This window comes from Corynebacterium sp. 401_CJEI (genome assembly GCF_001076435.1).
Lineage (GTDB): Bacteria > Actinomycetota > Actinomycetes > Mycobacteriales > Mycobacteriaceae > Corynebacterium > Corynebacterium jeikeium_D.
Genome location: NZ_JVIP01000023.1, coordinates 72289 through 99265 on the forward strand (window position 1 = coordinate 72289; position 26977 = coordinate 99265).

The 26977-nt window shown below is 60.0% G+C and carries 22 protein-coding genes; 17 read left to right on the forward strand and 5 right to left on the reverse strand.

Annotation, left to right across the window (positions count from 1 at the left end):
• Nucleotides 1-61: 61 nt before the first annotated feature.
• The 12 genes from ADM64_RS06060 to ADM64_RS06115 all read left to right on the forward strand — a co-directional run bounded on the left by ADM64_RS06060 (nucleotide 62) and on the right by ADM64_RS06115 (nucleotide 13103).
• A complete protein-coding gene (locus ADM64_RS06060; protein ID WP_005510795.1) occupies nucleotides 62-256 on the forward strand; it encodes a ubiquitin-like protein Pup in 195 nt (64 codons plus the stop codon).
• Between the two features lie 69 nt (nucleotides 257-325).
• Nucleotides 326-1786, forward strand: coding sequence for a Pup--protein ligase (pafA, locus tag ADM64_RS06065; protein ID WP_049193530.1), 1461 nt, complete (start codon nucleotides 326-328; stop codon nucleotides 1784-1786).
• Between the two features lie 43 nt (nucleotides 1787-1829).
• Nucleotides 1830-2858 carry a helix-turn-helix transcriptional regulator gene (locus ADM64_RS06070; protein ID WP_049189894.1) on the forward strand — a complete coding sequence of 343 codons (1029 nt, stop codon included), beginning with the start codon at nucleotides 1830-1832 and terminating at the stop codon, nucleotides 2856-2858.
• Nucleotides 2858-3889, forward strand: coding sequence for a helix-turn-helix transcriptional regulator (locus tag ADM64_RS06075; RefSeq protein ID WP_049170545.1), 1032 nt, complete (start codon nucleotides 2858-2860; stop codon nucleotides 3887-3889). Before ADM64_RS06070 ends, ADM64_RS06075 begins: the two co-directional genes overlap by 1 nt.
• 74 nt (nucleotides 3890-3963) lie before the next feature.
• Nucleotides 3964-4275, forward strand: coding sequence for a Sec-independent protein translocase subunit TatA (gene tatA / locus ADM64_RS06080; protein WP_049170543.1), 312 nt, complete (start codon nucleotides 3964-3966; stop codon nucleotides 4273-4275).
• Between the two features lie 18 nt (nucleotides 4276-4293).
• Complete coding sequence (tatC, locus tag ADM64_RS06085; protein WP_065421641.1) at nucleotides 4294-5520, forward strand: twin-arginine translocase subunit TatC; 1227 nt, start codon at nucleotides 4294-4296, stop codon at nucleotides 5518-5520.
• A gap of 24 nt (nucleotides 5521-5544) precedes the next feature.
• Nucleotides 5545-8331: a DEAD/DEAH box helicase gene (locus ADM64_RS06090; RefSeq protein WP_049193517.1), complete on the forward strand. Its 2787-nt coding sequence runs from the start codon at nucleotides 5545-5547 to the stop codon at nucleotides 8329-8331.
• Between the two features lie 89 nt (nucleotides 8332-8420).
• Nucleotides 8421-9536: a M24 family metallopeptidase gene (locus tag ADM64_RS06095; RefSeq protein ID WP_053093005.1), complete on the forward strand. Its 1116-nt coding sequence runs from the start codon at nucleotides 8421-8423 to the stop codon at nucleotides 9534-9536.
• 32 nt (nucleotides 9537-9568) lie between these two features.
• Nucleotides 9569-10333, forward strand: a complete 765-nt coding sequence (locus ADM64_RS06100) for an SDR family NAD(P)-dependent oxidoreductase (protein ID WP_049193518.1) — start codon at nucleotides 9569-9571, stop codon at nucleotides 10331-10333.
• Nucleotides 10330-11556 carry a precorrin-6y C5,15-methyltransferase (decarboxylating) subunit CbiE gene (gene cbiE, locus ADM64_RS06105; protein ID WP_049193520.1) on the forward strand — a complete coding sequence of 409 codons (1227 nt, stop codon included), beginning with the start codon at nucleotides 10330-10332 and terminating at the stop codon, nucleotides 11554-11556. Before ADM64_RS06100 ends, cbiE begins: the two co-directional genes overlap by 4 nt.
• Nucleotides 11557-11601: 45 nt before the next feature.
• Entirely contained in the window at nucleotides 11602-12375 is a 774-nt protein-coding gene (gene cobM / locus ADM64_RS06110; protein ID WP_049193522.1) for a precorrin-4 C(11)-methyltransferase, read from the forward strand.
• Nucleotides 12363-13103 carry a cobalt-precorrin-6A reductase gene (locus tag ADM64_RS06115; RefSeq protein ID WP_049193524.1) on the forward strand — a complete coding sequence of 247 codons (741 nt, stop codon included), beginning with the start codon at nucleotides 12363-12365 and terminating at the stop codon, nucleotides 13101-13103. Before cobM ends, ADM64_RS06115 begins: the two co-directional genes overlap by 13 nt.
• Before the next feature lie 24 nt (nucleotides 13104-13127).
• Here the strand turns inward: ADM64_RS06115 and ADM64_RS06120 are convergent, their stop codons facing one another.
• The 5 genes from ADM64_RS06120 to cobG form a co-directional block, all read right to left on the reverse strand.
• Complete coding sequence (locus tag ADM64_RS06120; RefSeq protein WP_038625496.1) at nucleotides 13128-13433, reverse strand: hypothetical protein; 306 nt, start codon at nucleotides 13431-13433, stop codon at nucleotides 13128-13130.
• A 367-nt stretch (nucleotides 13434-13800) separates the two neighbouring features.
• Nucleotides 13801-14010, reverse strand: coding sequence for a hypothetical protein (locus ADM64_RS10915; RefSeq protein WP_144242501.1), 210 nt, complete (start codon nucleotides 14008-14010; stop codon nucleotides 13801-13803).
• A 295-nt stretch (nucleotides 14011-14305) separates the two neighbouring features.
• Nucleotides 14306-15916: a precorrin-3B C(17)-methyltransferase gene (cobJ, locus tag ADM64_RS06125; RefSeq protein ID WP_048734064.1), complete on the reverse strand. Its 1611-nt coding sequence runs from the start codon at nucleotides 15914-15916 to the stop codon at nucleotides 14306-14308.
• Nucleotides 15917-15919: 3 nt separating this feature from the next.
• A complete protein-coding gene (locus ADM64_RS06130) occupies nucleotides 15920-16570 on the reverse strand; it encodes a precorrin-8X methylmutase (RefSeq protein ID WP_048734062.1) in 651 nt (216 codons plus the stop codon).
• Between the two features lie 11 nt (nucleotides 16571-16581).
• On the reverse strand, nucleotides 16582-17757 hold the full coding sequence (gene cobG, locus ADM64_RS06135; RefSeq protein ID WP_065419943.1) for a precorrin-3B synthase: 1176 nt from the start codon (nucleotides 17755-17757) through the stop codon (nucleotides 16582-16584).
• A gap of 251 nt (nucleotides 17758-18008) precedes the next feature.
• Between cobG and ADM64_RS06140 the strand changes: the two genes are divergently transcribed.
• The 5 genes from ADM64_RS06140 to ADM64_RS06160 all read left to right on the forward strand — a co-directional run bounded on the left by ADM64_RS06140 (nucleotide 18009) and on the right by ADM64_RS06160 (nucleotide 26666).
• Nucleotides 18009-19571 carry a lipase family protein gene (locus ADM64_RS06140; protein WP_049170527.1) on the forward strand — a complete coding sequence of 521 codons (1563 nt, stop codon included), beginning with the start codon at nucleotides 18009-18011 and terminating at the stop codon, nucleotides 19569-19571.
• Between the two features lie 173 nt (nucleotides 19572-19744).
• Nucleotides 19745-23395 carry a cobaltochelatase subunit CobN gene (gene cobN, locus ADM64_RS06145; protein ID WP_049193526.1) on the forward strand — a complete coding sequence of 1217 codons (3651 nt, stop codon included), beginning with the start codon at nucleotides 19745-19747 and terminating at the stop codon, nucleotides 23393-23395.
• Between the two features lie 98 nt (nucleotides 23396-23493).
• A complete protein-coding gene (locus ADM64_RS06150; RefSeq protein WP_016422814.1) occupies nucleotides 23494-24114 on the forward strand; it encodes an FxsA family protein in 621 nt (206 codons plus the stop codon).
• A gap of 38 nt (nucleotides 24115-24152) precedes the next feature.
• Nucleotides 24153-25841, forward strand: coding sequence for an apolipoprotein N-acyltransferase (lnt, locus tag ADM64_RS06155; RefSeq protein WP_049193527.1), 1689 nt, complete (start codon nucleotides 24153-24155; stop codon nucleotides 25839-25841).
• 12 nt (nucleotides 25842-25853) lie between these two features.
• Nucleotides 25854-26666, forward strand: a complete 813-nt coding sequence (locus tag ADM64_RS06160; protein WP_016422816.1) for a polyprenol monophosphomannose synthase — start codon at nucleotides 25854-25856, stop codon at nucleotides 26664-26666.
• Nucleotides 26667-26977 lie beyond the last annotated feature (311 nt).

Sequence of the window (26977 nt, forward strand, 5' to 3'; positions counted from 1 at the left end):
GCACACATAGTGCAGTAATAGAGCAGTAATACTCAAAAGTTCATTTTTAAGGAGCAATATCATGGCTGGTAACACTCAGGTTTTCGGCGGCGGTTCCGGCGGAGGCGACGAGGAAGAGTTCGGCGAGGTCGCTGGCGGCGGTCAGGCTCAGGAGCACGTTGCAGCTGCTGACGACCTGCTGGATGAAATTGATGGTCTGCTGGAGAACAACGCCGAGGAGTTCGTGCGTTCGTATGTCCAGAAGGGTGGCCAGTAAAAAGTGACTGACCAGCAGGTAGGGCAGCAGGAGCCGGAAGCAACGCCGACACCGGTACCGGCACAGGCGTTGACCCGACGCATCACCGGTATTGAGACCGAGTTCGGCATCACTCTGACGCTGGATGGCTCGCGCCGTCTGGGACCGGATGAGATTGCCCGCTACATGTTCCGCCCGGTGATCGCTAAGTACGGGGCAACCAACATTTTCACCCCCAATGCTGGTCGTATGTACCTCGATGTCGGAAGCCACCCGGAGTACGCTACCGCTGAGTGCGATTCGGTCTCGCAGCTGGTAGCGTACGACCGCTCGGGCGAGGTCATCTTGAATGAACTCGCTGAAAAGGCTGAAGCAGAGCTTGCCGACGAGGGCATCGGTGGCAAGGTCTACCTGCTGAAGAACAACGTTGATACCGTCGGTAACTCCTACGGTTGTCACGAAAACTACCTGGTTGGACGTGAACTGGGACTGAAGTCCCTGTCCAAGCTGCTGCTACCTTTCTTGGTTACGCGACAGCTCATCTGTGGCGCGGGGAAGATTTTCCTGCCGTACCCAACCTCGCCGTATCACAACGATCCGATTCAGTACTGCTTCTCGCAGCGCGCGGATCATGTGTGGGAGGGCGTCTCCAGTGCAACGACGCGCTCCCGGCCGATTATTAACACTCGCGATGAGCCACACGCGGACTCCAACCGATTCCGCCGCTTGCACGTCATCGTGGGCGACTCCAACATGAGTGAGACGACGACTGCGCTCAAAATTGGCTCCACTCAGCTGGTACTGGAGATGATTGAAGCCGGCGTGAAGTTGCCGGACTTCGAAGTCGCCAACGAAATCAAGTCCATCCGTGCGGTGAGCCGCGATATGACCGGCAAGGCCGAGATTCCACTGCGCAGTGGCGAAACTGCCACCGCACTGCAGATTCAACGCGAGTTCCTGGACGCTGCGACGGAGTGGCTGAAGGTCCGCGAAGAAAACATGGTCAATGAAGACAAGGGCATTGCCGGGGCCGGCACGTCCAACGAGGAAATGGGCCGCATCGTCGAGCTGTGGGGTCGCGCGCTGGATGCCGTGGAAACCGGTGACTGGTCTCTCATTGAGCACGACATTGACTGGGCCATTAAGTACTCGCTCATGAAACGCTACCTGGATCGCGGTCTAACGCTGGAGGACCCCAAGCTTCATCAAATCGACTTGGCCTACCACGACATCCGTCCCGGCCGAGGCATCTTCCGTGCGCTGGAAGCCCGTGGTATTGCCTCGCGGTGGATTACCGATGAGCAGGTCGCTGAGGCGGTCCGCATCGCACCGCCAACTACTCGTGCGAAGCTGCGCGGTGATTTCCTCGTTGCAGCCGAAGACTCCAGTTTGAAGACCGTAGTGGACTGGACACACCTGAAAATCTCCGGCGACGATCCCATCTCCACTATGCTCGGCGACCCCTTTGCCACGGAAAACGATGAGGTCAATGAGATGATCGAGATTCTGACGGCCGCGAAGAAGACCTCGGATACGGATTCGAATAACTAGTTCCGTCCCCGGAAACTGCCCCAGGAAAAGGAGCCCCACAGTCGTGTCTGTCTCACCGGTATCGGAAAACCCCGGATCCGCTGCGATCAGTGAGAACCAACGTCAGGTTCAGCTGCTGTTGGCGCTTGCCGACGACACCGGGTGGGTCAGCGAGTCGTGGATCTCCAAACATGTCGAGGGTTACTCCCGTGTTTCCGAGGATTCCCGGGCTCGTTATTTACGTGCGGACACCGCGGCACTCCTGGCAGCCGGGGTCCCGGTGGAGGTTTCGTCGTCAAGCGCGGGCGATAAGGTCAAACGTCTGCGCCTGAACAGACTACGGTGGCCCCAGCACGACCCCGAGTTCACTGAAGCGGAGGCTTCGGTGGTTTTCCAGGCGGCGAATGCGGCGTTTGGTTCGGAGGAGCTGAGCTCGACGGCTGTGGCGGCGTGGCGGAAGCTCGCATCGTTTGCGCAGCGCAGCGCCATTGCGAAGCCGGATGAGTCGGTGGTGGTGGCCGATGCGGTGGATATGAGTCGAGTGGATTTCAGCACACTGCTGACCGCGATGACCTCGCCGCGCCGGACAGTGGAGATGTGGTACTCCCGCCAGTACGGCGTGGATGATGAACTGCGCATGCTGGAGCCGTGGGGTCTGATTAACCTGCGCGGGCGCTTTTATGTGTTGGGCTTTGATCCGCAGCGTGAGGCCGCGCGTATGTTCCGGCTCAGCCGTATCCGCGATGTGTCGGATACAGGGACGTCGGCGACCCAGCCAATGCCCGATGGTGACTTGCAACAGATTGCGGAAAACATGTTGCACCGCGGTGGCAAGACCTATCAGGCGGTTGTTCGTATCGCTCCGAATACCTGCGCTGATGTGGTGATGAAAGCGACCGCGTTGGGGGATGGGCGCTACGAGCTGCCAGCGGCACCTGTGAGTGAGATTGTGTCCACAGGTTTGAGTTACGCACCGGATTTGATTGTGGAATCACCTGAAGAGGCACGGTCGGAGATTATTGCTCGGTTGGAGCAGGTACTCGCTCGCCATGGCGGTTCGAATGGTGCGAAGAACGCTTTGGAGGGCAACTAATGACAGTGCATGCAGCCCGGGAACTGGACGCAGGTGTCAGTGTCGACGAGTTGTTGGCGGTCGTACCGTACTTTTCGCAGCACCGTTCAATGACAGAGGCCGCTACCGAACTGGCCATACCTTTTGCCCGAATTCGGGCAATCGTGGAACAGATTGCAGATATTGACCAGCCGGGACTCCTCGGAGTGCGGGCTTTTGAAGTTGATTACCGCAACAGCTTTGATGTCCGTATTCGCCCTCAGGCAACGGTGCTCAGCCAGCCACGTGCGCTCACAGCCGAAGAAACCGCGACCTTGCTGCTCATCCTGGAAACCATCGAGGACTCCGCAGCCACCACTTCCTCCGAGGCCGCGCAGACGGCCGCGACAAAACTACGCAGTGCTCTGGGAATAAACGTCCCCATCATTGACTCGACCGCTGCGGAAAATGGCAAGGCCTTTTCCTTTTCTGAGCAGATTTATTCCGCGCTGCATCAGCGCAAGGTGTTGAAGGTGCGCTACCGGAATGCCTCAGGGCAGATTACAGTCCGTGAGCTTGACTGTGTCAACGTTTATACAGTTGAATCCACGACGTATCTCCGCGCTGTCGACCGTGCGCAGGAAGACCGTCGTCAGAAGAGCTTCCGCGTCGACCGCCTGGAGGCCGCCGAGGTCCTCGACACTCCCTCCGGTTTCCACCGCCCCGAGCCTGTCGATATCCGTGATCCCCACGCCTTTGGTGCGGAAACGGGAACGTCCGAATGGGCAAGTGTGCTTATCGACGCCGACGCCACCTGGATCGCAGACTATGAACCGGTCTTCTTTACTGAAGATGAGGGAGAAGAAGAGGATACCGAACTGGTCTCTGACCAAGGCTTAGGGCAGTCGGAATTTGTCGCTGACGTGCCGATGTCCGACTTGGCCGCAACAGTCTCCTTTGTGCTCCGCCGTTCACCGAGCGTAACGGTCGCTGAGCCCTTAAAATTGAAAAACGCCGTTGTTGCGCGAGCCCGCGAAGCTTTGGCAGAGTATGGTCGAAACGACAAGGCTTAAATCAAAGCTTAAATCGCGCACGATGTGGCAACTTGCCACTTGTATTTGTATTCATTTGAAAGGTCTCTAAGCGGATGCCGAACCTAGGTCCCTGGGAAATCATCATTATCCTGGTCGTTCTTGTCTTGCTCTTTGGTGCAAAGAAGTTGCCGGATGCCGCACGTTCGCTCGGCCGCTCCATGCGTATCTTCAAGTCCGAAGTCAAGGAAATGCGCAACGATGACGAGCACCAGGAGCAGGCTGCAATTCAGCAGGCTCCGCAGGCCCAGCCACAGCAGCCGTACCAGCCGCAGCAGCAGTACCAGCAGCAGGCACCGCAGGCTCAGCCGCAGCAGCCGTACCAGCCGCAGCCTGGCCAGAACAACCCTGGCCAGCCGCAGCAGTAGTAGAAGGCCGGTTGAAGCGTGACTTCAGCTACATCCACATCACGTCCTCGGAAGCGCCAGCGTAGGCGCAATCCCGAGGGCGTGATGACTATTGTCGAGCACATTCAAGAGCTCCGGCGTCGCCTCGTTCTCGCCCTCGCTGGTATTGCCGTCGGCACTGTTGTGGGCTTTATCTGGTATCAGACCGCCTTTACCATTGGTCAGTTCCGCATACCGTTTACCTCGGTCAATGTTGGCCCTGTGCACTTTAAGTCCCTGGGTGAGTTGCTCAAGGATCCGTACTGTCAGCTTCCACCCGAGATGCGTCTCGGCGGCGGTGAGGGCGCGGAGTGTCGTCTGCTGGCGACCAGTCCGTTTGAAATGTTCATGCTGCGACTGAAGGTCGGTGCGCTGGCCGGTCTGGTGATGTCGTCGCCATGGTGGCTCTACCAGATTTGGGCCTACATCACTCCCGGCTTGGTTCGGAAGGAACGCCGCACCACGCGCAGAGTTGTGACTGCCGCCGCGCTGCTGTTTGTCATGGGTTCCGTCCTGGCCTACTACGTTGTCGCCATCGGTCTGGAGTTCTTGCTCCAGATTGGTGAAGAGACGCAAATTTCTGCACTCACCGGTTCGCAATACTTCGGTTTCCTCTTGGCGCTCATCGTCTGCTTTGGCGTGAGCTTTGAGGTTCCGCTTTTCCTGGTCATGTTGAACATGGCCGGTGTCGTTACCTACGAGAGCATCAAGGACAAGCGCAGCATCATCATTATGTCGCTGTTCATCTTTGCGGCCTTCATGACTCCGGGGCAGGAACCAATATCCATGGTCGCAATGGCAACGGCACTGACGTTGCTGGTGGAAATCGCAATCCAGATTTGTCGTCTCCATGACCGTCGTAAAGCAAATGAGCGACCTGATTGGTTGGACGTCGATGACGAGCAAGGCTCCGGACCCATTACAGCGTCCGGCCCGATTGGCTCCGCCGGCGGTATCGGTGATGTGGGCGGCATTGACGCCCCGACTTCAGTAAGTGCGCCGACGTCGATTCAGCCGGGCGGCATGCCGACGGCATCAGCGGCCCCGACGACCTCTCCGGTCTCTGGCCCCACGCCAGTGAACGCGCCGACGCCGACGCGGGCATCCCAGATGCGTCCTACTCGCAATTCGCGTCCACCACGGCCACAGGGCATGATTCCGGAGACTCCGATGCCGACGCAGGACTTGCGAAATCGTCCGACGAGCGACTTTGATGATGTTCTCTAGCGCGGTTTATGACACTCTAGAGGCATGACTCTTCTCGGCGATTTCGTCAGCCAACAGGATTTCGATCTTGACGACTTTCAGCTCCGCGCCTGCCAATCAATTGAGGCAGGGCGGGGCGTTGTCGTCTGTGCACCCACCGGTGCGGGCAAGACCATTGTTGGCGAATTCGCTATTTATGCAGCTCTTGAGCGCGGTGGCAAGTGCTTTTACACCACACCTATCAAGGCGTTGAGCAACCAGAAGTACCACGACCTAATCGAGGACTACGGCGAGGACCGCGTAGGCCTGCTCACTGGCGACACTTCTATTAATGGCGACGCGGACATCGTGGTGATGACCACCGAGGTGCTGCGCAACATGATTTATGCGGACTCGCCGACGCTGAAGAGGCTCACGCATGTGGTGATGGACGAGATTCACTACCTCGCAGACCGCGAGCGCGGCGCTGTCTGGGAAGAGGTTATTTTGAACCTCGACCAGTCCGTGGCCGTCATCGGTTTGTCCGCGACGGTGTCCAACTCCGAGGAGTTCGGCCGCTGGCTGTCCACGGTGCGCGGGCACACGGACGTCATTGTCACGGATCTGCGCCCGGTTCCGCTGCATCAGCACATGCTGGTGGGAAACCGGCTCTATCCGCTTTTCGAGGCGAAGTCGGACAAGGTCAATCAGGACCTGTTGGAGGCGTGCCGTCGTGCCGAGTTCGGCTACGGCGACGCTGGGGCCAGGGAGCGCTACCAGTACAAAAAGCACAAGGGCGGTGGACGCTCGTATAGCTGGGGCGATAAGGGGCAGCGCAAGTTCCGCCCGCCGAAGCGCGGCGATGTTATCCGCATGCTCGGCTCCATGAACATGCTGCCCGCGATCGTTTTCATCTTCTCCCGCGCGGGCTGCGAAGGCGCGCTGGCGCAGGTCGGTGCTACGCGCGCAGAGCTCACTGACCGGGATGAGCAGGAGCGCATCGCCAAGATTATCGATGACGGTGTTGCACACATTCCGAAGGAAGATCTGCAGGTTCTCGGTTTCCTGCGCTGGCGCCGCATTCTCATCCGTGGTTTTGCGGCGCACCATGCGGGCATGCTGCCTGCGTTCCGGCACATTGTGGAAGAGCTCTTTAACGAAGGCCTGGTCAAGGTTGTCTTCGCCACCGAGACGCTTGCGCTGGGCATCAACATGCCTGCCCGCACGGTCGTGCTGGAGAAGCTGGTCAAGTTCAACGGCGAAGCACATGTGGATCTCACGCCGGGTCAGTACACGCAGATGACCGGTCGCGCTGGCCGCCGCGGTATTGACACTGTCGGCAATGCAGTGGTGCAGTGGGCCCCGGCAATGGATCCGAAGGCTGTCGCAGGGCTGGCATCTACGCGCACATACCCGCTGATTTCCACCTTCGCGCCGAGCTACAACATGAGCGTCAACCTCCTGCAGACGCTCGGTTACGACGGCTCGAAGCGCGTCATGGAGCGCTCATTCGCACAGTTCCAGGCGGATGGCGACATCGTCGGAGTCGCCGCCGAACTGTCCAAGGCAAAGCAAGAAGCCGCGGCCCTGCGTGCGGAACTGCTCGGCAGGGGAGCCGACGCGCACGCTGAAGGGGCGGAGGCTGAGGGGTCGTCGTCAAGCGAGGAAGGCAGTTCGCGTGACGACGAGCGCCTGACCCAGATGCTTGAATATCTGGATCTGCGCGCGAAGCTGACCCAGGAGGAGAAGAACGCCAAGCGCCGCAATATTGAAGACCGCCACACGGAAACAGTGACCGCGCTGCGCAGACTCCGTCGAGGCGAGGTTATTCCTCTGCCGAAGGGTAAGAAGGTGCAGCTGGCGGTCGTGTACCGAGAGGACCATTCGAAGTCGAATCCACGTCCCGGTGTCATCAGTGTCGGCGGGTTCGTGGGGCGTGTAGAGCCGCATATCTTCCCAGCGGCGCCGCAGACGGTCGGCGCGATTAAGCTGCCTCGGGATGCGGACCGGCATCCGCGACGTGCGCTCGGAATTGTGCGCGCAGAGATTGGCCGCAAGGGGCTAAAGGGACCAAAGCGGCTGAAGCGTCGCACTGGTGGCAACTCGCCGGCGGTGAGGAAGCTGCGACAGGAGCTGCGCGAGCATCCGCTACATGGCGATCCTGCGGTGGAGACGATGGCTCGTCACGCCGATACGCTACGGCAGGCCGAGGCGCATGTGGCCAAGCTGCAAAAGCGCGTCGATTCCGCCTCGGATACGTTAGCGCGCACATTCGACCGCATGCTGCAGTTGCTAACACAGATGGACTACGTCGAATGGCCGGAGGGCGCGGAGCCGACAATTACCGAGGAAGGCCTGCGGCTGGCGCAGATTCACAACGGCTCGGATCTGCTGGTGGCCACGTGTCTGCGCCGCGGTATTTGGGATGATCTGGACCCCGCGGAACTGGCCGGTGCGGTGTCGAGTTTGGTCTTTGAAAACCGCAAGGCCAGCCAAGGCAGTGACGAGGTGCCGACCGAGCCGCTGGCCAAGGCGCTGGGGAATACTTATCGCATTTGGGAGGAACTGTCGGAGGATGAGCGCCGCTACCGGCTGCCGCTGACGGACTTGCCGGATATGGCTTTTGCTACGGCGATTCATCAGTGGACTGCGGGCGCACCGTTGGGGTACTGCCTGCAGGCAGCGGCCGAAAGCGGCGCGGAGCTGACCCCGGGCGACTTTGTCCGCTGGTGCCGTCAGGTCATTGATCTGTTGCAGCAGATTAAGAAGACCGGCTACTCCACGGAGATTCGCGACAATTCCGCCGAAGCTATTCAGGCGATTCGCAGGGGCGTAGTGGCGCTGAACAATTAGTTGCCGGTTACGTTGGTCAGCCGAAGCCTCGCCGCCCCGAGGCCACTCAACCGGCGACGGGCACAGGCCGACGGGTACAGTTGGCAACTATGAGCAACGGTATCTTTAGCTTTGACATCTATCAGCAGCGTCTGGATCGCACTGCGGAGCTTCTCCGCAGCCGCAATGCAGACGCTGCAGTCTTTGGAACCGGCGCTGACCTGCAGTATCTCATTGGTTCTGCGGTCACTTCGCATGAACGCCTGACGGCGCTGGTGGTCACTGCATCCGGCACCACCACACTGGTACTGCCCGCCGTGGAGCGCGGGGATCTGCCGCTGTGTGCAATCGGTGATCTCAACGCCGATGTGGTGTTGTGGGAAGACGGAGAGAATCCGCACCGCATTGTCGCCGACTTGGTGGGCCACGTGGGCACCCTCGCAGTGGGAGCCTCTTTGACCGCTGACCACTTGATTCCTATCCAGGATCTCACCGGAGCCAAGACTGTGTTGGCCGGAGACCTTCTGAAGGAACTGTTCATGCGCAAGGACGCCGCTGAGATTGATCAGTTGCGCGAGGCCGGCGCCGCTATTGACCGCGTTCACGCTCGAGTGCCGGGCATGCTGCGCGCAGGTCGCACTGAGAGCGAGGTCGCCGACGAGATCTCGGCTGCCATCCTGGAGGAGGGGCACGTCGCCATTGACTTCGTCATTGTCGGCTCCGCTGAAAATGGCGCGAATCCGCACCACGATTTCTCCGACCGCGTCATCGAGGAAGGTGACGTGGTGGTCGTCGATATCGGAGGCACCTTGCCGCTTGGCTACCACTCCGATTGCACGCGCACCTATGTCGTCGGCAAGCCGGGGGAGAAGGAAGCTGCAGCGTGGGCGGCTCTGCGCAAGGCGCAGGAAGCTGCCGTGGCGGCGGTGCGCCCCGGTGTGACGGCTGCAGAGATCGATGCGATTGCGCGTAATAGCCTCACCGCTGCGGGCTACGGCGAGTACTTCATTCACCGCACTGGTCATGGCATTGGCCTGTCCACGCATGAAGAGCCGTTCATTATGGCTGGCAATGAGCTCAAGCTCGAGCCTGGCATGGCGTTTTCGGTGGAGCCGGGTGTGTACCTGCCGGGTGAGTTCGGTATGCGGCTGGAAGACATCATCGTTGTCACCGAAGACGGCGGAGAATCGGTCAATAATGGTCCGCACGATTTAATTACCGTCTAATCGAGGTTTAGAGGAAAGGTATTTTCTAGCGCATGGGACACGTACTCGTTCTTGGTGCCACCAGCGAGATCGGCGGGGAAGTTGCCGCGCGACTGGCCAACCACAACACCTTCACGCTCGCTGCGCGCCGCACTGAGGCGCTCGACGGCATTGCCGGTCGGCTCATCGACTCCGGTGCCGTCGCGGTGCACCGCATCCACTTTGATGCCGATGACATCGCGGCACACCGCCAGTTCGTCGAGCACGCCTGGCAGCACGGTCCCATCGACACGGTGATTGTCGCGTTCGGTATCCTCGGTGATCAACGGAAGTGTGAGGAGTCCGGCGAGGCTGCTGCGGCAGTCATTCATACCGACTTCACAGCACAGGCATCGATTCTCACTGAGATTGTCGCGCGCATGGAGTCCGACATCGCCTCCGGCACGCTGCCTGTGCGCGATAAGGTCGCGGGCCGCATCATGGCCTTTTCCTCTATCGCAGGTGCCCGCGTGCGCCGCGCCAACTACGTCTACGGTTCGGCGAAGGCCGGTCTCGATGGTTTCCTCCAGGGCATGCAGGACCGCCTGCGCGGGAGCCATATTCAGCTGACGATTGTCCGGCCGGGCTTCGTCATCGGCCGCATGACCGAAGGCATGAAGCCAGCGCCGATGTCCTCGCGCCCCGCCGAGGTCGCGGAGGCCGCCGTCACTGCTTTCGACGGTCGGAAGCCCCACGTCTGGGTGCCGCGTAAATTGGCATTGCTCGCACGCGCCACACATCTGACTCCGCGCTGGATTTGGCGGAAGATGCCCCGATGAGCCCAAAGCTTCGCGTCGTCGGCATCGGCTGCGACGGGTACCCTGGCCTATCCGCCCGCGCTGTCGAGGCGTTGTCGTCGGCTCGCCGCATCATTGGCTCTCCCCGTCAGCTCCGTTTGCTTGCCGACGTTAACCTGGACGCCGAACTCTCTCCTTGGCCCAGTGGCTTCTGGAAGGACTGGCAGGCCACCCTGGCCGATATTGACCCCGCAGTCGATGTCATCCTGGCCAGTGGTGATCCCATGTTCCACGGTGTCGGCGCGTCCCTGGTCCGCGAGCTCGGCCGCGGTGGCGTGGAAGTTATTCCAGCACCGTCGTCGGCCTCATTGGCCTGTGCCTACCTCGGCTGGCCTTTGCATGACACTCCGGTGATCTCTCTAGTAACAGGGGAGCCGGGGATACCTGGTGCTGCACGTGTTGTGCCGGTAGCAGATGCACTGCGCCCCTTCCTCGTGCTGTGTCGAAACGCGGACTCAGTGAAGGAGGTCGCTACGGTTTTAGCCGACCGCCCAGACACCAAGCTCACCGCGCTGACCAATCTCGGTGGCTCGGAGGCGACGGGGCTGCCGGAGTCTGTGGCCGAAGGAACGGTGGCGAGCCCGCCGGTTCCAGCTGGCAACCTCACGGTGCTGGCGGTGGAGCCGTCGGGAAGCGCGCGCGGCTGGCTGCGCGACGGTGACTTTGACTCGGATGGCCAGCTGACGAAGGCACCGATTCGCCAAATGACGGTAGCGGCGTTGGATCCGCGGCCGGGAGCACTGCTGTGGGATGTCGGCGGTGGCACGGGGTCGATTGGCATTGAGTGGGCTCGGCACGGCGGGCGCGCGGAAATTTTTGAGCGCGATGCTGTTCGTGCAGAGCGAATTGCTGAGAATGTGGCGAACCTGTCGGGCAATGTGACTGTCCACCACGGCGCAGCGCCGGGAGCTTTGGCTGACTCGAATCTTCGCCCCGATGCCATTTTCATCGGCGGAGGTCTCACTGCTGACGGCATGCTTGAGGCCTGTTGGCAACGCCTTGCCCCGGGTGGCACCATCGTCGCGAACACCGTCACGCTGGAGTCGGAGGCTCTGCTATGGCAGGCACGTCGCGACTATGGCGGGGATGTCACCCGGCTTTCCGTGGAGCGCGCAGGTGCAGTCGGCACTTTCACTGCGTGGCGGCCGGCGTTGCCGGTGGCGCAGTGGGTGGCGGTGAAGCCAGTAGAGCCTGCGCTACCATAGACGTAATTTCTCTGTCTAAAAATATTGAGGACTCTGTAACCCACAATGACTGTGTATTTCATCGGTGCAGGCCCGGGCGCAGCAGATTTGCTGACGCTGCGCGCGGACCGGCTTATTCGCTCCTGTCCAGTGTGCCTTTACGCGGGATCAATTGTCCCGCCTGAGGTGCTGGAGAGCTGCCCCGAGGGCGCAGAGATTATCAATACCGCGCGTATGCCGCTGGATACCATCATCGAGACCATTCAAGCGGCACATAAGGCGGGCAAGGATGTCGCACGCCTGCAGTCCGGCGACCCGTCGGTGTGGTCGGCGCTGGCAGAGCAGGTCCGTCGTCTCAGCGAGCTAGGTATTGACTACGAAATTGTGCCAGGAGTGCCGGCATTTTCTGCAGCTGCGGCAGCTCTCGGCCACGAGCTCACGGTGCCAACTGTCGGCCAGTCAGTGGTGCTGACTCGTATCTCCGGGCGTGCTTCCAAGATGCCGGAGGGCGAAACCTTGGAGAACTTCGGACGCACGGGCGCGACCCTATGCATTCACTTGGCCGCCCACGATATCGACCGAGTAGTCGAGGAGCTCACCCCGCACTATGGCGAACACGGTCCGGTGGCCGTCGTGGCTTTCGCATCCCGCCCGGAACAGGTAATTCTCCGCGGCACACTGTCTGATATTGCGCAGCAGGTCAAGGATGCAGGTGTGACTCGTACAGCTGTCATCATTGTCGGTAAAGTGCTCACTGCCGAGGCGTTCCCGGATAGCTATCTCTACAGCGATGATCGCCCACGCGATGAACACGGACGGACCATTCCATGCGTGCACTAATTCTGGGTGGAACTGCTGAGGCTCGTGCCCTGGCCAAGCGGCTAGTGGGCGAGGGCTGGTTTGTCACCTCTTCACTGGCCGGTCGCGTATCCAACCCCAAGCTGCCCGCCGGCAATGTCCGCATCGGCGGTTTCGGCGGCCCTGCGGGGCTCACGCGATGGCTGATCGCCGATGCCACCGAAGTCATCATCGACGCCACGCATCCTTATGCGGAGCGAATCAGCGAATCTGCCGCTGAAGCTGCCCGCGCCACCGGTCTTCCGCTCGTGGCGCTGCATCGCCCTGCGTGGGAGAAGCAGCCCGGCGACAACTGGATTGAGGTGTCCTCTATGCAGGAGGCCGCGGACATTGTTGCCGACCGCTTCTACAGCCCGTTTCTCACTATTGGCCGTCAGCAGCTAGCTCCATTTGCCGGCGACTCCAACGGCCGTTACCTCATTCGCTGCGTGGAACAGCCCGCGCCGCCACTGCCCAAGAATCGGAAGATTATTCTCAGCCGTGGGCCTTACGATGTCGCAGCGGAGCGCAAGCTCATGCGGGATTACGCCGTGGACTGCGTGGTGACCAAGAACTCCGGTGGTGCTGCTACCTACGCCAAAATTGAAGCAGCCCGCGACCTTAAGAAGCCGGTCGTCATCGTGCAGCGCCCGCGCCTGCCGGGCGCGGATATCGCCATTGTTGCCACAACGGTGGATGAGGCGTACAACGCCGTCATCCGCCGGGCATAGCGGCTAATTCTAGTGTGACCTAAATTACCGCACGGGCTGCCACTCTGTTTGCTCAGTGGGAACTTGCTCGATTCCACCAGAAGGACTCAATATCAGCCATGCGACAAACATAGCGATTGCTAGGAAAACAGAAATTAATGTGAAAATAATCCATCGGCGACGATATTCATCCTCGGCTTTTTTGGCCTCGAATAGCCCATAAATTCCAGTAAGAAATGGAATTGGGAATGCGATAAAAACGCCGGCCAGAAAAAGAATGACAGCAATAATCTGAAATCCCCAGTCAATTATTCCCGGCACTCTTTTATCCTTAGCACCTTTCGCTTGCATTATATTCTCCAGATGGTCGAATAGTCGCTGAGATACAGACCGTCCTTTGACCTGCCCCAATGCCGTCAACCACAATGGACTGCTCAAAGTTCTCCGAGGTTCGCACGAACCAACCTGCCCCTACAGCATACGAAGCTGGATTCGAGGCCGAACCCCTATACGACCATGTAGGAGTACTGGTTTCCCCACCGTGATCAAGAACTTTGACATTCCTAAATTTTTTACCTGGGGTTCCGCAGATTTCAACAGTCTGCCAGTAAGTGTATAGGGTGTTACCCATAATAGCCTTTTGCTCAAACCGGGCACCATCCTTTCGGCAGTAGTCAGCCCCGCCCTGCGCAAAAAGCATCGTTGAAAGATTCGACGGCTATGACAATCGTTTTACAATCAACTCACCTGGAGTTGTATAGGCTCGCAGAAGGCTTTTTTGATGGTTATCCAACTCCGCCATCGAAAGGCGACCTTCATCAATCGCCCTATAAAGTGATTCAGCCTGAGCCGCCACGGGACGTGCAGGTTCCTCAGCGCTAGCAACGGGTGAAAAGATGATACCCGCTAAAATAAGGGCAGATTCCACTAGAAGAAGTTTTTTCCTATCACCTAAACCTCCTTTTATGTCAGTGATTGCCCCGAGCATAACACTGGAATCGAGCCACGCTTAGAAATATCTCCCGATTAAATAAGTAGCCCCACTAAGAAAGGGGTAAACAAAAGTGGTAGTCATTTAAGCAAATAGAACCGTATTTGACCCTGGCCGCTAAATCTCAATTCGGCAATATCACTTTTACGCGTTTGGCAGCCGCGCGAATAATCTTTCTTTTCATTCGTGCACCGATATTTAATAGCTCAGATGTGTGCTGGAAATTCCAGAACTAACGCAGCAACTCGCCTGTCCCGCTGGTGCCGCCCTCACCGTAGTGACGTGCGGTGTAGACCCGAGTGGTCTTGCCGGCACGATACGCCTTGGTCGACGACGAACCGATAATCACCATGGTTCGCATATCGACGACATCCGGATCGAACTCCGCCAACGTGGTCACGGTAACGTTTTCCTGCTCCGAGCCAACTGCCCGTGCCACAATCACAGGCGTTGTCGGTTCGCGGTACTCCATGGCCAATGCGCGTAGCTCTCGAATCTGCCATCTCCGCGACTTGGATGCCGGGTTGTAGACAGCAAATGCCATGTCTGCTCCGGCTACGGCACGCACTCGCTTAACGACGACCTCCCAGGGCTTCAACCTGTCGGAGAGACTGAGCATCGCAAAGTCATGGCCAAGGGGAGCGCCCACTCGACTTGCGACAGCCTGAGCCGCAGTCATGCCTGGCACGACTCGAACTGGAATGTCTCGCCACATATCGTCATCAGCGACTTCCAGCACTGCGGCCGCCATAGCGAAGACCCCCGGGTCACCGGAACTGACCACCGCAACTCGACCTCCACGCTTGGCGATATCCAGCGCCATAGTGGCTCGCTCTGCCTCTACGCGGTTGTCTGAGAGGTGGCGGCGTTGCCCGGCGCGCTCAGGAACCCGGTTGATGTAGGTGGAGTAGCCCACCAGATCCGTGGCTCGGGCCAGTTCCTCGGTGACTTCTGGGGTGGTCCAGCGCTCCGCACCCGGGCCTAGGCCGACAACGACGACTTCACCAACTGCTGGGGCAGCCGACTCAGTCGCCGTATCGGTGACTGTATCGCTCGCCGCATCATTAGCTGGCTCAGGCGCCCCAGAAACACTCCGTTCAGTTCCGTAGACAGCGGAAGGCACGACGGCTACTGCGAAGTACGGAACTTTCTCCGGGTCTGCATCGGCCAGCGGGTAGCTGGTGTGCTCATTCATGGTTGCTCGCTCGACAACGTAGGCGCGCTCGAGCATGCCTGCGGACTGCAACGCTGTACGAACCTTCTCAACGTTTTTCCCCAGCTTCATAATGACTACACAGTCTGAGGCGTCAAGAACCGCAGCGATGCGCTCGGAATCAGCGGTGGCGGGAACAACGCTGACGATTTCGGTAGCCTCGCCGAGCGGCTGACCAATCTCTGCTGCCGCCGCAGTAATGCTGGCCACTCCAGGGACAATCTCAGTGGGAAAGTCCTCGCTGAGGGCGTGATGCAGATGCTGGTACGAGCTATAGAGCATCGGGTCACCGAGCGAAAGAACTGCAACACTTCGTCCCTCGGCCAAGTGCTTGTGCAGGCGAGCAGTGGCCTCTGCATAGAAACCGGCGAGCTGCTCGCGGTAGTCGACTGGGCGCCCGGTGGTCACCGGGTATTGCAATTGCTCTTCCACGGCAGCGTCGTCACGCGCGTCAATCAGTTCGGCGGCGATTGAGCGCGCCGTGGAACGTCCGTGAGTTCCTGCATGGTAGGCGATGACATCGGCTGTGCGGATGATGTCGGCACCGCGGAGTGTAATGAGACCTGCGTCGCCGGGACCGAGTCCGACGCCGTAGAGATGACCAGGCTGAGCACTGTAGGAGCCGGACATGGTTTAGATGATCTCCTTTGCGGTCGCAATGGCATTGAGGGCAGCACAGGTGATAGCCGAGCCACCGCGACGGCCGGTGACGGTGATGTACTTCAGCTCTGGGTTTTCGGCACCGGAGTCGATAGTGGCCTGCTTTGATTCCGCGGCACCGACGAAGCCCACTGGCATGGCCAAAATGGCAGCGGGCATGGGGAAGGAGCCCTCATTAATGCGGTTGAGCAGGTGGAAGAGGGCGGTGGGAGCGTTGCCGATGGCGACAACCGCGCCCTCTAGGCGTGGCTTCCACAGCTCCACGGCGGCAGCAGTGCGCGTGGTGCCGAGTTCTTGAGCCAGCTTGGGGACGCGCTCATCACGCAGCAGGCAGATGACCTCGTTGTCAGCAGGTAAGCGCTTGCGGGTAATACCCGAGGCGATCATGTTGACATCGGTGAAGATAGGAGCGCCTTCCTCGAGAGCCTGGCGAGCTGCGCGCACAGCTCCCGTGGAAAAGACGATGTCCTTGGCCAGGTCGGTCTGACCTGCTGCGTGAATCATTCTGACAGCGACGGTTTCCTCATCGGCATCGAAGCGGGAAAGATCGCTTTCTTCGCGAATGATGGCAAACGAGTTACGGTAAATATCCGCACCGTCGGTGTTGTACTCAAAGCGCTTCATAGGCTTAAAGCCTAGTCCACAGCAGTGACTTCGTATTCTCCGTCCCCGGTGGCGAGATAGTCGAAGTAACCGCCCTTGGGCTTGCCGCAGCGACGCTCACAACCGGAGAAGTGCACGCGCCCCTCGGGCAGTCGGCCATCGGCAATTGCGTGAGAAGCATCGCCGCGGGTGTCAGCCAGAGACTTTTTGCAGCCGGGGCGTCCGGTGCAGGCGCTGACGCGCAGCCAGGTGGACTTCCGATCGAAGATCAGACCATTGGGCGCCAATACCTTGACGACCTGTTCGGCAACTTCCTCTTCCAAATCATGCAGGATCAGCGAGTACCACGGAGTGATATGCACCGGCACCTGAGTGTGCGAGATCGCTCGGGCCAGACGCGCCGGGAGGACACCAAAGCGCAGGCCAGCGGCCAGGCTAACCAGGCCATCCGGCTGGTCAATCCAACCGATCTGGCGGGACAGCCCGGCGGTGGCATCGAAGCTCTCAGCCGGAGTCGGCTCCTGGCGACGAACTCGCGCGCCCAATTCCTCGACTACGGCATCAGCAACGCGCTCGGCCGCATTGGCTTCGGCGATGCGCCAGGCTGAACCACGGCTGTCATTCCACACCTTCGCTGTGGTGATGAGAGCCTCCACGACGTCGTCACGCGAGACGACAAGCCCCGAGGTCGCGCCACCAATGATGAGTTCGAACGTGTTCTCATCGTGGGCGACAACACCGAAGTCGGGGCGCTCACCGAGCACGTCACCGCGGCCATCGTCGAAAGCCATGAGTGTGCGACCTGGCAGTGTTGCCAGCGACGGCTCCGCGATGAGGGCCTTGTCGAACTCTTGAACCAGGTCGCGCACATCAGCTTTACCGCCGACGCGACCGGACAGCGGCGACTGAAGAACGTTGCGTACGCGGTCGTGGCTGGTGGAGGGAACCAGCTTCTCTTCTTCCGCGGCATCGGCGAATGCGCCGGTGTTGGTGATGCCACGGATCTGAACATTGCCGCGGGAGGTGAAGTGAATATCACCGTCGCCGAAATTCTCGGCCAAATCGGCGAGTACGGCGAAGCCCGGCGCGGGGAGAAAGCCTCCGGGGAAGCGCAGACGACCAATTGCGCCATCAGCTGCGATATGAACCTTGCGGCTGCCGGGGCAACCGTCCTGACGAGTGCGGGTTCCTTGATCAGATGCAGTCATACTCTCAAGAATACGCAAACACACACAGAGCTGAGCCCCCGAAAACAGGGGCACATTATCCAGCCCCTTTCCAGCCCAACGAAACCATCCTGAAGTGGAGTTTTCATACCCCTCCGCAAAAACATACAAATTCTTCACTGAAAATCCACCGATCTACCTTTTTAAAACCTTATTGTTTTCATAACCTAACTTCCTCTGAATTAAGGGAAGTTTTCATTGGGTTTTCAATCTGGGGTTATTCAGGAGATTTCATGCCACATCACGACGCTGAAGCACTCACGCACGAGGCACACGACACCGTCGGCACCGGCCGTGCCTCGACACAGACACGCTCTGCTTCACGACGAAACCGTCGCACAATCCGAACGGGAATCGGGGTAGCGCTAGCAGGTCTTATGACCATCGGCCTGGCTACACCTGCAAACGCACAGCCACTAAACATCCCGGGCCTATCGGATAGTGGGCTGGCGGATAAGGTGTCGTCGTCAAGCGCAAACCGCGAACTGCCTGGTTTCGGCCATGTACCGAACCCGAATATGGAGAGGCTACTCGGCATCGAGAAAGACGATGAGGAGTCTGGTAGCGAGGGCGCAGGCAGGCAGCTGACCCCGGAACAGGCTCGCGTGGCCGCAGCCTCTCCGCTGAATTCTCTGCCGCTGACCCCGTCGCGCACGGCAAATGCCGGCATGCTGGTCAGCAGTGAGGATGCCGAGATGATGGTGAACGACAAGCTGTGGAATGTGGATGCCAAGCGTATTCACTACAACTCCACGGATTCCCTCGGAAATCCCAGTGTGGACACAGCCCTTGTGGTGACGCCGAAGACGGAGTGGAAGGGCAGCGGTCCGCGTCCGGTCGTCGCAATCGCGCCGGGCACGCAGGGTGGCGCGGAAAAGTGCGACCCCTCGGTATCCTCGCAGACCGGCCTAAAGATTGAGTTCGGTCCGTTGGACATTATTGCTCCATACGAGACGATCCCGATGGTCGCGAACTTGAAGCGAGGCGCGACTGTGGTGATGATCGACCACCACCGCAATTCCCAGGGTAACCAGGACTACGTCGACAACATCGCCTCGGCACAGTCACTGTTTGATGCCGTGTCTGCCTCACACGAGCTCGGCGTGGACAAAAATGCGCCCGTGGGAATTTATGGCTACTCCCAGGGTGGCTCCGCAGCCGCTGCAGCCGCTGAGCGTGCAGGTGTCTACGCTCCAGAGCTCAACGTCGCCGCATCTGCCGCCGGCGGCCCGCCGTCCGATCTCGCAAACGTCCTCGACCAGATTGATGGCACTACGCTGACCGCCGCGATTGCACTGGCAATCAATTCTGTCCTGGATAAGGATCCGGAGCTGCGCCGAGTCCTCAAGGAAGAAATCAGCCCCGAAGGCAAAGAACTGCTGGACAACGTGGGCAACTACTGCGCGGGTGGCTTGGGTTTCCATCACTCGTTTGAAACCACTGACCAGTACACGACTAGCGGTGAGTCACTCAGCGAGATGATTAAGCGCTACGAGCCGGTACAGAAGGAACTCGCACGCCAGCGCGTCGGCAACTTCGTCCCAAATGCGCCGGTGTACCTCTACTCGGGTGAGCATGATGACATCATCCCCATCAACCAGGTTCGCAAGCTGCGCGATTCCTGGCTGAATCTCGGCTTCACCGACCTGGAGTACGTCGAAAACACGACTTCACCGGTGCTACCGAAGACGGGCATTAACCATATCGTTCCGATGCTCGCGGAACTGACTAATGCCACCGACTTCCTCTGGTCCCACTTCCCAGATCAGCCGGCGGAGCAGTCGCTGGAACTCTAGCAATAGCCCCTGCAGTAGAGTGATGGAGAAATCCACTGCCATGCCGCTGACGAGAAGCTCGGTGAAAATCCGCACGGTCGCGCCACTGTCACAGTCAGACCTCGTCATCGGTTAGAAGGCAGACTCCCGCCGACCGGGGACGCGTTGCTCCCCAGGAAGTGAATGACTACACCGTGATTCTGCTGCTGTCGACCTCGGATACCGACCTTCTGTCCGCCCGCGCGGCCGCTCAGGCCAACCCGGAGGTGTCCTACCGTTGGGCAAACCCGGCGCGTCTGCTCGACGATGATTTGCCCACGCTTGCCGACGGCGCCGATGTCGTCATCATCCGACTTCTCGGTGGCCGCCGCGCCTGGGAATCCGGCATCGACTACTTTGTGAACTCCGGTATTCCCACCGTCCTCGTCTCCGGTGAGCAGGCACCCGATGCCGAACTCACCGAGTATTCGACAGTTCCCGCAAACGTTGCCACGCAAACGCACATTTACCTGGCGGAAGGCGGCGCAAAGAACCTCGCACAGCTGCACAATTTCCTGTCGGACACACTGCTTCTGACCGGTCTTGGCTTTGAAGAGCCCACTCGCATGCCGGCCTGGGGTTTCCTGGAGCGCGACTCCAAGGTGGCCACGGAAGATTCCCGCGGCACCGTCGGCATTATTTACTACCGCGCCCAGCACCTGGCGGGAAATACGCACTACATTGAGGCGCTTGCTGACGCGGTCGAGGCTCGCGGCTACGTCGCCAAGCCTATCTTCGCCGCGTCCCTGCGCACCGCCAGCGATGAACTGCTGGCAGAGCTAGCTTCCTGCGACGCGCTCATCACCACGGTGCTCGCCGCTGGCGGCAACCGCCCGGCACTCGCGCAGGCCGGCCAGGACGATGACGGCTGGGATGTCGCCGCACTCGCAGACCTGAACATTCCCATCATCCAGGGTTTGGCCCTGACTTCGTCCAAGGCGGCATGGGAGGACAACGACGAAGGTCTGTCGCCGCTGGACGTCGCAACACAGGTCGCCGTCCCCGAATTCGACGGCCGCATCATCTCGGTCGCGTTCTCGTTTAAGGAAATCGACTCCGACGAGCTCATTTCCTACGTCCCGGATCTCGAGCGTTGCGACCGCCTGGCCGGCATCGCCACCCGTTACGCCGCGCTCCGCCACATCAACAACGCTGACAAGCGCGTCGCCGTCATGCTCTCTGCGTACCCGACCAAGCACGCCCGCATCGGCAACGCTGTCGGTCTGGACACACCAGCATCCACGTTGAAGGTGCTGCACGCGCTTGCCGACGCCGGATACAACCTCGGCGACACCACCAAAATCCCCGGATATGCCACCGCCGAGGATGGTGCCGATGAACCAGATGCGTTCATGCACGCCATCATCGAGGCCGGCGGCCAGGACCCGGACTGGCTGACCGAAGAGGTTATGGAGGCAGCCGAGCTTCGCCTGCCCGCTGCCACCTACGAGAAGTTCTTCGCTACCTTGCCGGAAGAACTTCGCTCCGACATGCAGGACAAGTGGGGTGCCGCGCCGGGCACCCTGTACGTCCACCCGGATACCCAGGACATCTACATTGCGGGCCTGACCTTCGGCAATGTCGTGGTCATGGTGCAGCCACCGCGCGGTTTCGGTGACAACCCGGTGGGTATCTACCACGACCCGGATCTGCCGCCGACGCACCATTACCTGGCCTGCTACCGCTTCCTGTCGCTGCCGCAGGCGGAGGGCGGTTTCGGCGCCGATGCCGTGGTTCACATGGGCAAGCACGGCAACCTGGAGTGGCTGCCGGGCAAGACCGTCGGCCTTTCCGCTTCCTGCGGCCCGGATGCTGCCATCGGCGAGCTGCCAATGATCTACCCCTTCCTGGTCAACGACCCGGGCGAAGGCACACAGGCCAAGCGCCGTGCTCACGCCACGCTTGTCGACCACCTCATTCCGCCAATGGCCCGCGCCGAATCCTACGGTGACATCACCCGTCTGGAACAGCTTCTCGACGAGCACCAGAACATCTCCGCCATGGATCCGGCCAAGCTGCCGGCCATCCGCCAGGAGATTTGGACGCTGCTGACCGCCGCGAAGATGGACCGCGACCTCGGCTGGGACGAGCGCCCGGACGAGGAGGTCTTCGATGACATGCTCATGCATGTCGACGGCTGGCTCTGCGAGATTAAGGACGTCGCCATCCGCGGTGGCCTCCACGTGCTCAGCCAGGCACCGGAAGACGAATCTCTAATCGGCACTGTGACCACCATGTTGCGCGCCCGCCAGCTGTGGGGCGGCAAGCAGACCCTGCCGGGCCTGCGCGAAGCTCTCGGCCTGGCCGAGGACGGCACCGATGAACGCCACGCTGTGGACTCTATCGATGCACTGGCTACGGCACTGGTAACCGCCGTGGTGAAGAATCCCGACCAACCAGTGACACAGATCACGGCTGATGTGCTCGGCTCCGAGGAATTCGCCGATATCGCGGCACCAAACGGCCTCGATCAGGTTGTCGAGCTGCTGCAGTTCACCCGCGACGAAATTCTCCCGCGCCTGGCTGCTACCAGCGAGGAGATCCCGCGCATTCTTTCCGCTCTCGATGGCGAATTCGTTCCGGCTGGCCCCTCCGGTTCACCACTGCGCGGCCTGGTCAACGTGCTGCCAACTGCCCGCAACTTCTACTCGGTCGACCCCAAGGCGGTGCCGTCGCGCCTGGCTTGGGAAACCGGCGTCAACCTCGCCGATGGCCTGATTGAACGCTACCGCGCCGACCACGGCGAGTACCCGAAGTCGGTTGGCTTGTCGGTATGGGGCACTTCCGCCATGCGTACCTCGGGCGATGACATCGCCGAGGTGCTCGCGTTGATTGGTGTGCATCCGGTGTGGGATGACGCATCTCGCCGTATTGTCGGCCTTGAGCCGATTCCGCTGGAGGAGCTGGGCCGACCGCGCATTGACGTGACCGTCCGTATTTCCGGCTTCTTCCGTGATGCGTTTCCGCATGTTATCGACCTTTTGGATGACGCGTTTCAGCTCGTCGTCAAGCTTGATGAATCCGATGAGGACAACTACGTGCGCGCCCATGCGAAGGCCGACCAGCAGGAGCGCCCGCGTCGCATCTTCGGTTCCAAGCCGGGCACCTATGGAGCTGGCCTGCTGCAGCTGATCGATTCCGGTTCCTGGCGCGATGACGCGGACTTGGCAAAGGTCTACACGACCTGGGGTGGCTACGCCTATGGCCGCGGCGTCGATGGGGAAGAGGCAGCTGACGACATGAAGACGGCCTACCGCCGTATTCAGGTTGCCGCGAAGAATGCCGATACCCGCGAGCACGATATCGCCGACTCCGATGACTACTTCCAGTTCCACGGCGGCATGATCGCCACGGTCCGTGCACTGACGGGTTCCGCTCCAGAGGCGTATGTGGGAGATTCCACGCGCCCGGACGCCGTGCGCACCCGCACCCTGCACGAGGAGACTCGACGCGTCTTCCGAGCCCGCGTAGTCAACCCACGCTGGATGCAGGCCATGCGTAACCACGGCTACAAGGGCGCCTTCGAAATGGCCGCAACCGTCGACTACCTCTTCGGTTACGACGCGACGGCGCAGGTCATGGATGACTGGATGTACGAAACGCTTACCGACGAGTACGTTGCGAACCCGGAAAACCGCGAGTTCTTTGAACAGTCGAATCCGTGGGCTTTGCACGATATTTCCGAGCGCCTGATGGAGGCCGCCGAGCGCGGTATGTGGGAAAACCCCGACCAGGAACGCATGGATCTGCTGCGCCAGACCTACCTGGATACAGAGGGCGACTTGGAGGAGCGCGCTGACCGGTAGGTAACCGCTAGGCGACCGGTAGGCGACCGCTAGTCGTGGTCTAACCGGCCGATAGCCGTAACCACTTGCTCATCTAGTGGCGGTTACACTGGGGAACTATGAGCAAGTGGTTCACAATTATTTACCTCATCGCCGAGATTGCGGCCTTTATCGCACTTGGTGAATGGATTGGCTATGGCTGGACCGTCCTGCTGGTTCTGGGTCTATTCATTCTGGGATTGGTTTTCGCCGCCATCGAGTTCAAGCGCATCTACCAGAAGTTGCTGCTGGATACTTCTCGTACTCTTACTGAGTACGGACAGAAGCATCCGGAGGAGGCAATCAAGCGCTCGGCAAAGGGCGCGGGACACTTTGTGGCTGACTCGGCAATTCTGTTGGTTGGCTCTTGGCTGATTGCCCTGCCGGGCGTCGTCACCACCGTTGTTGGTTTCCTCATGGTGCTACCGCCGACTCGCTGGCTGATTCGTAAGAGCGGATCGGTGGCGCTGCTCAACGGACTCCGCAACTTCAGTGACCGCAGCATGATGGTGGTCTCTCAGTACGGCATGAACCCCGGTGCTCCAGGAACTGGCGCTGGTGCTGGCGGTTTTTCGGGTTTCCCTGGATTCTCTGGTGGTTTCCCGGGTGCGGATGGCAAGGCCTTCCCACAGGATAAAATCGTCCCACCGGCACCGGACAACGCCTGGGATGATGACCAGGACGACAGCGACAAGCGCTAACTCAAAAACTCGCAAACGTAGAGAGTTCTCTTATACAAGTGCACACTAACCGCCAAGCGCGCTCCAGCGAGCACGGGAACGTCGCTCAGAAAGACGCTTCGAAAGGCATTCCGGAGAATCCGAATCGCTGGCAGGCGCGCTTTCGCGCGCTTACCCCACTAAAGCAGCGCCTCGTTCTCGCCTTCATTGCAATCCTCGCTGGTGGATTGCAGTTCTTAAGCTATGCGCCCATGAGCTGGTGGTGGACGGCCTGGATCGGCCTCGCCCTGCTCATTTTTGCCTTCTTCTGCGCAGCCGATTGGAAATCCAGCGTAGTGGTGGGCTTCAGCTGGGCAACAGCGACGGCACTTTTCTCACTGCCGTGGATCGGCTCCTTCGTCGGCATTGGCCCCTACGTGGCTCTCTCAATTGTGCTGGGTCTCCTCACAATTCCGGCGGCGCTTGCGATGTGGCTGATTGCGCAATCCAGTTTCCCCCTCGCGCTGAAGCTCCCTGGCATGGCCGCTGCGCTCGTGGCAGGGGAGGCGCTGCTAGCCCGCTGGCCTTTCGGAGGCTTCCCCTGGCTCCGCGTTGCCTGGGGGCAGGTCGACGGCCCGCTGGCCCCAGCAGTGGCAATCGGCAGCACTGCATTGGTCACTTTCCTCGCTGCTTGCGTTGGTGCGGGACTGGTCGCGCTCACGCTACGTTCCTATGCAACCTCCGCTGCGCTTTTGGCGGGAGCGTTATTCGTCGGCTGGGTTCTTCCTGCGTGGACTCAACCGCTGCCTGAGCCTACGGCCGCTGACAACACCCGTGTCGCTGTAATCCAAGGCAATGTTCCGCGCCTCGGTTTAGAGTTCAATGCCCAGCGCCGCGCAGTGCTGCAAAACCACGCCGATGCCACCAATGAGCTGGCACGACGTGTCCACCAAGGTAAGGAACAGCAACCGGACATCGTTATCTGGCCTGAAAACTCCTCTGATGTCAGCCCGTTTACGGATGGGGAAGCGGCACGCATTATCGAAAATGCCGCGATGAACATCGGCGCTCCCATCGTGGTCGGCACCTTTACCTACACCGATGGTGTGCAAAACACCATGGTGGTCTGGGATCCACAGACCGGCCCCGGCGATCAGCACGAGAAAATCTATCTCCAGCCCTTCGGCGAAACCATGCCATTCCGCGAGCTACTGCGCCACTTTTCCGACATGGTCGCTCACGCCGGAGACATGACTCCGGGCAACGGCGATGCCGTGGTCACAACGCCAGGCACAGATGGTTTAAAGAAGGTCAATCTAGGCGTGGCCACCTGTTACGAAGTGGTCTTCGATGGCGCCTTCCGCAACGCGGTCAACCACGGCGCAACCATGCTGGCCACGCCCACAAATAACGCCACCTTCGGTTTCACCGACATGACCTACCAACAGCTGGCCATGAGCCGCATGCGAGCCATGGAGTTCCAACGCTCCACGGCCGTCGCCGCAACCAGCGGTGTGAGCGCGATTGTGGATGCGCACGGAGACGTCGTAAAGCAGAGCAAAATCTTCGAGCAGAAGGTACTCACTGAAACTCTGCCTCAGTACGCCCACCTGACTTTTGCAGCCCGTTTCGGGACGTGGATTGAAGGTCTACTGACCGCATTCGGTATTCTTTGTGTGGTTGGTGCCGTCCTGCGTCGCCGTGGCGGAGATGCCAGGGCAGGCGCAGATGAAGTTGATGGCCGGGATACTGAGCAGAACATGCACTAAGGAGAATCACGAGTGACTGCCCTAAATGAGTCGACGCTGGTTGTCATTCCCACTTTCAACGAGCGGGAAAACCTGCCGGGCGTGATTGCACGCCTGCGCGCAGCGGAGCCTCGCGTCGACATTTTGGTTGTCGATGACTCTTCACCAGACGGCACCGGTGAGCTCGCCGATGAAATCGCTGCCGCTGACAAGTCGGACAACGGCGAAGAGCACATCTACGTCCTGCACCGCGAGGGCAAGGGCGGTCTCTGGGGTGCGTACCGCGCGGGCTTCGCTTGGGGTCTCGAGCGCGACTACGAGGTTCTCTGCGAGATGGATGCCGACGGCTCCCACGCACCAGAGCAGTTCCATCTGCTGCTGGAGAAGCTCGAGGACGGTGCCGATGTCGTCATCGGTTCCCGCTACATTCCGGGCGGCAAGACCGTCAACTGGCCAATGAGCCGTCAGGTTCTCTCCCGCGGCGGCAACCTCTACATCTCGCTGGCGCTCGGCGCGGGCATCTCGGATATCACCGCTGGCTACCGTGCTTATCGACGGGAAGTTCTCGAAACCCTTGACCTCGAGAACATTGGCAAGGCTGCGTACCTGTTCCAGACCGAGCTCGCTTTTGAGGCTGTACAGGCGGGCTTCTTGGTGGAGGAGGTTCCGATCACCTTTACTGAGCGCGAGTACGGCGAGTCCAAGATGGATGGCAGCTTTGTGAAGCAGTCTCTGCTGCAGGTCACCAAGTGGGGATTCAAGCACCGCTCGCAGCAGGTAAAAAACCTGGGGTCGGAGATTGGTCGCCTGGCTGGTCACGAGTTTAAGCAGCGATTCCGCAAGTAGGGCTAGGGCAGCCCCAAAGATTGCGGCCTACCTGTGTGGAGACGGGCTGCCTGTATGACTGCGGGCTGCAAATGTGAATACGGGCTGCCTGTATGAATGGGGGCTGCAAATGTGAAACTGTCTTAGTTTATGACAGTTTCAAGCCATTTTTCAGGCGGTAGGGTCAGGCGGTCATTGCATCATGGATAACACCAGAGATTACCTCCCGGGGAGTTAACCCGTCGAGCACTACCCGCGGCCGGTTATTCAGCAATGCTTCCGCCTCGGCGACCTCTTGGTCGGTGACATCGGTAAAGTTGGTGCCTTTGGGG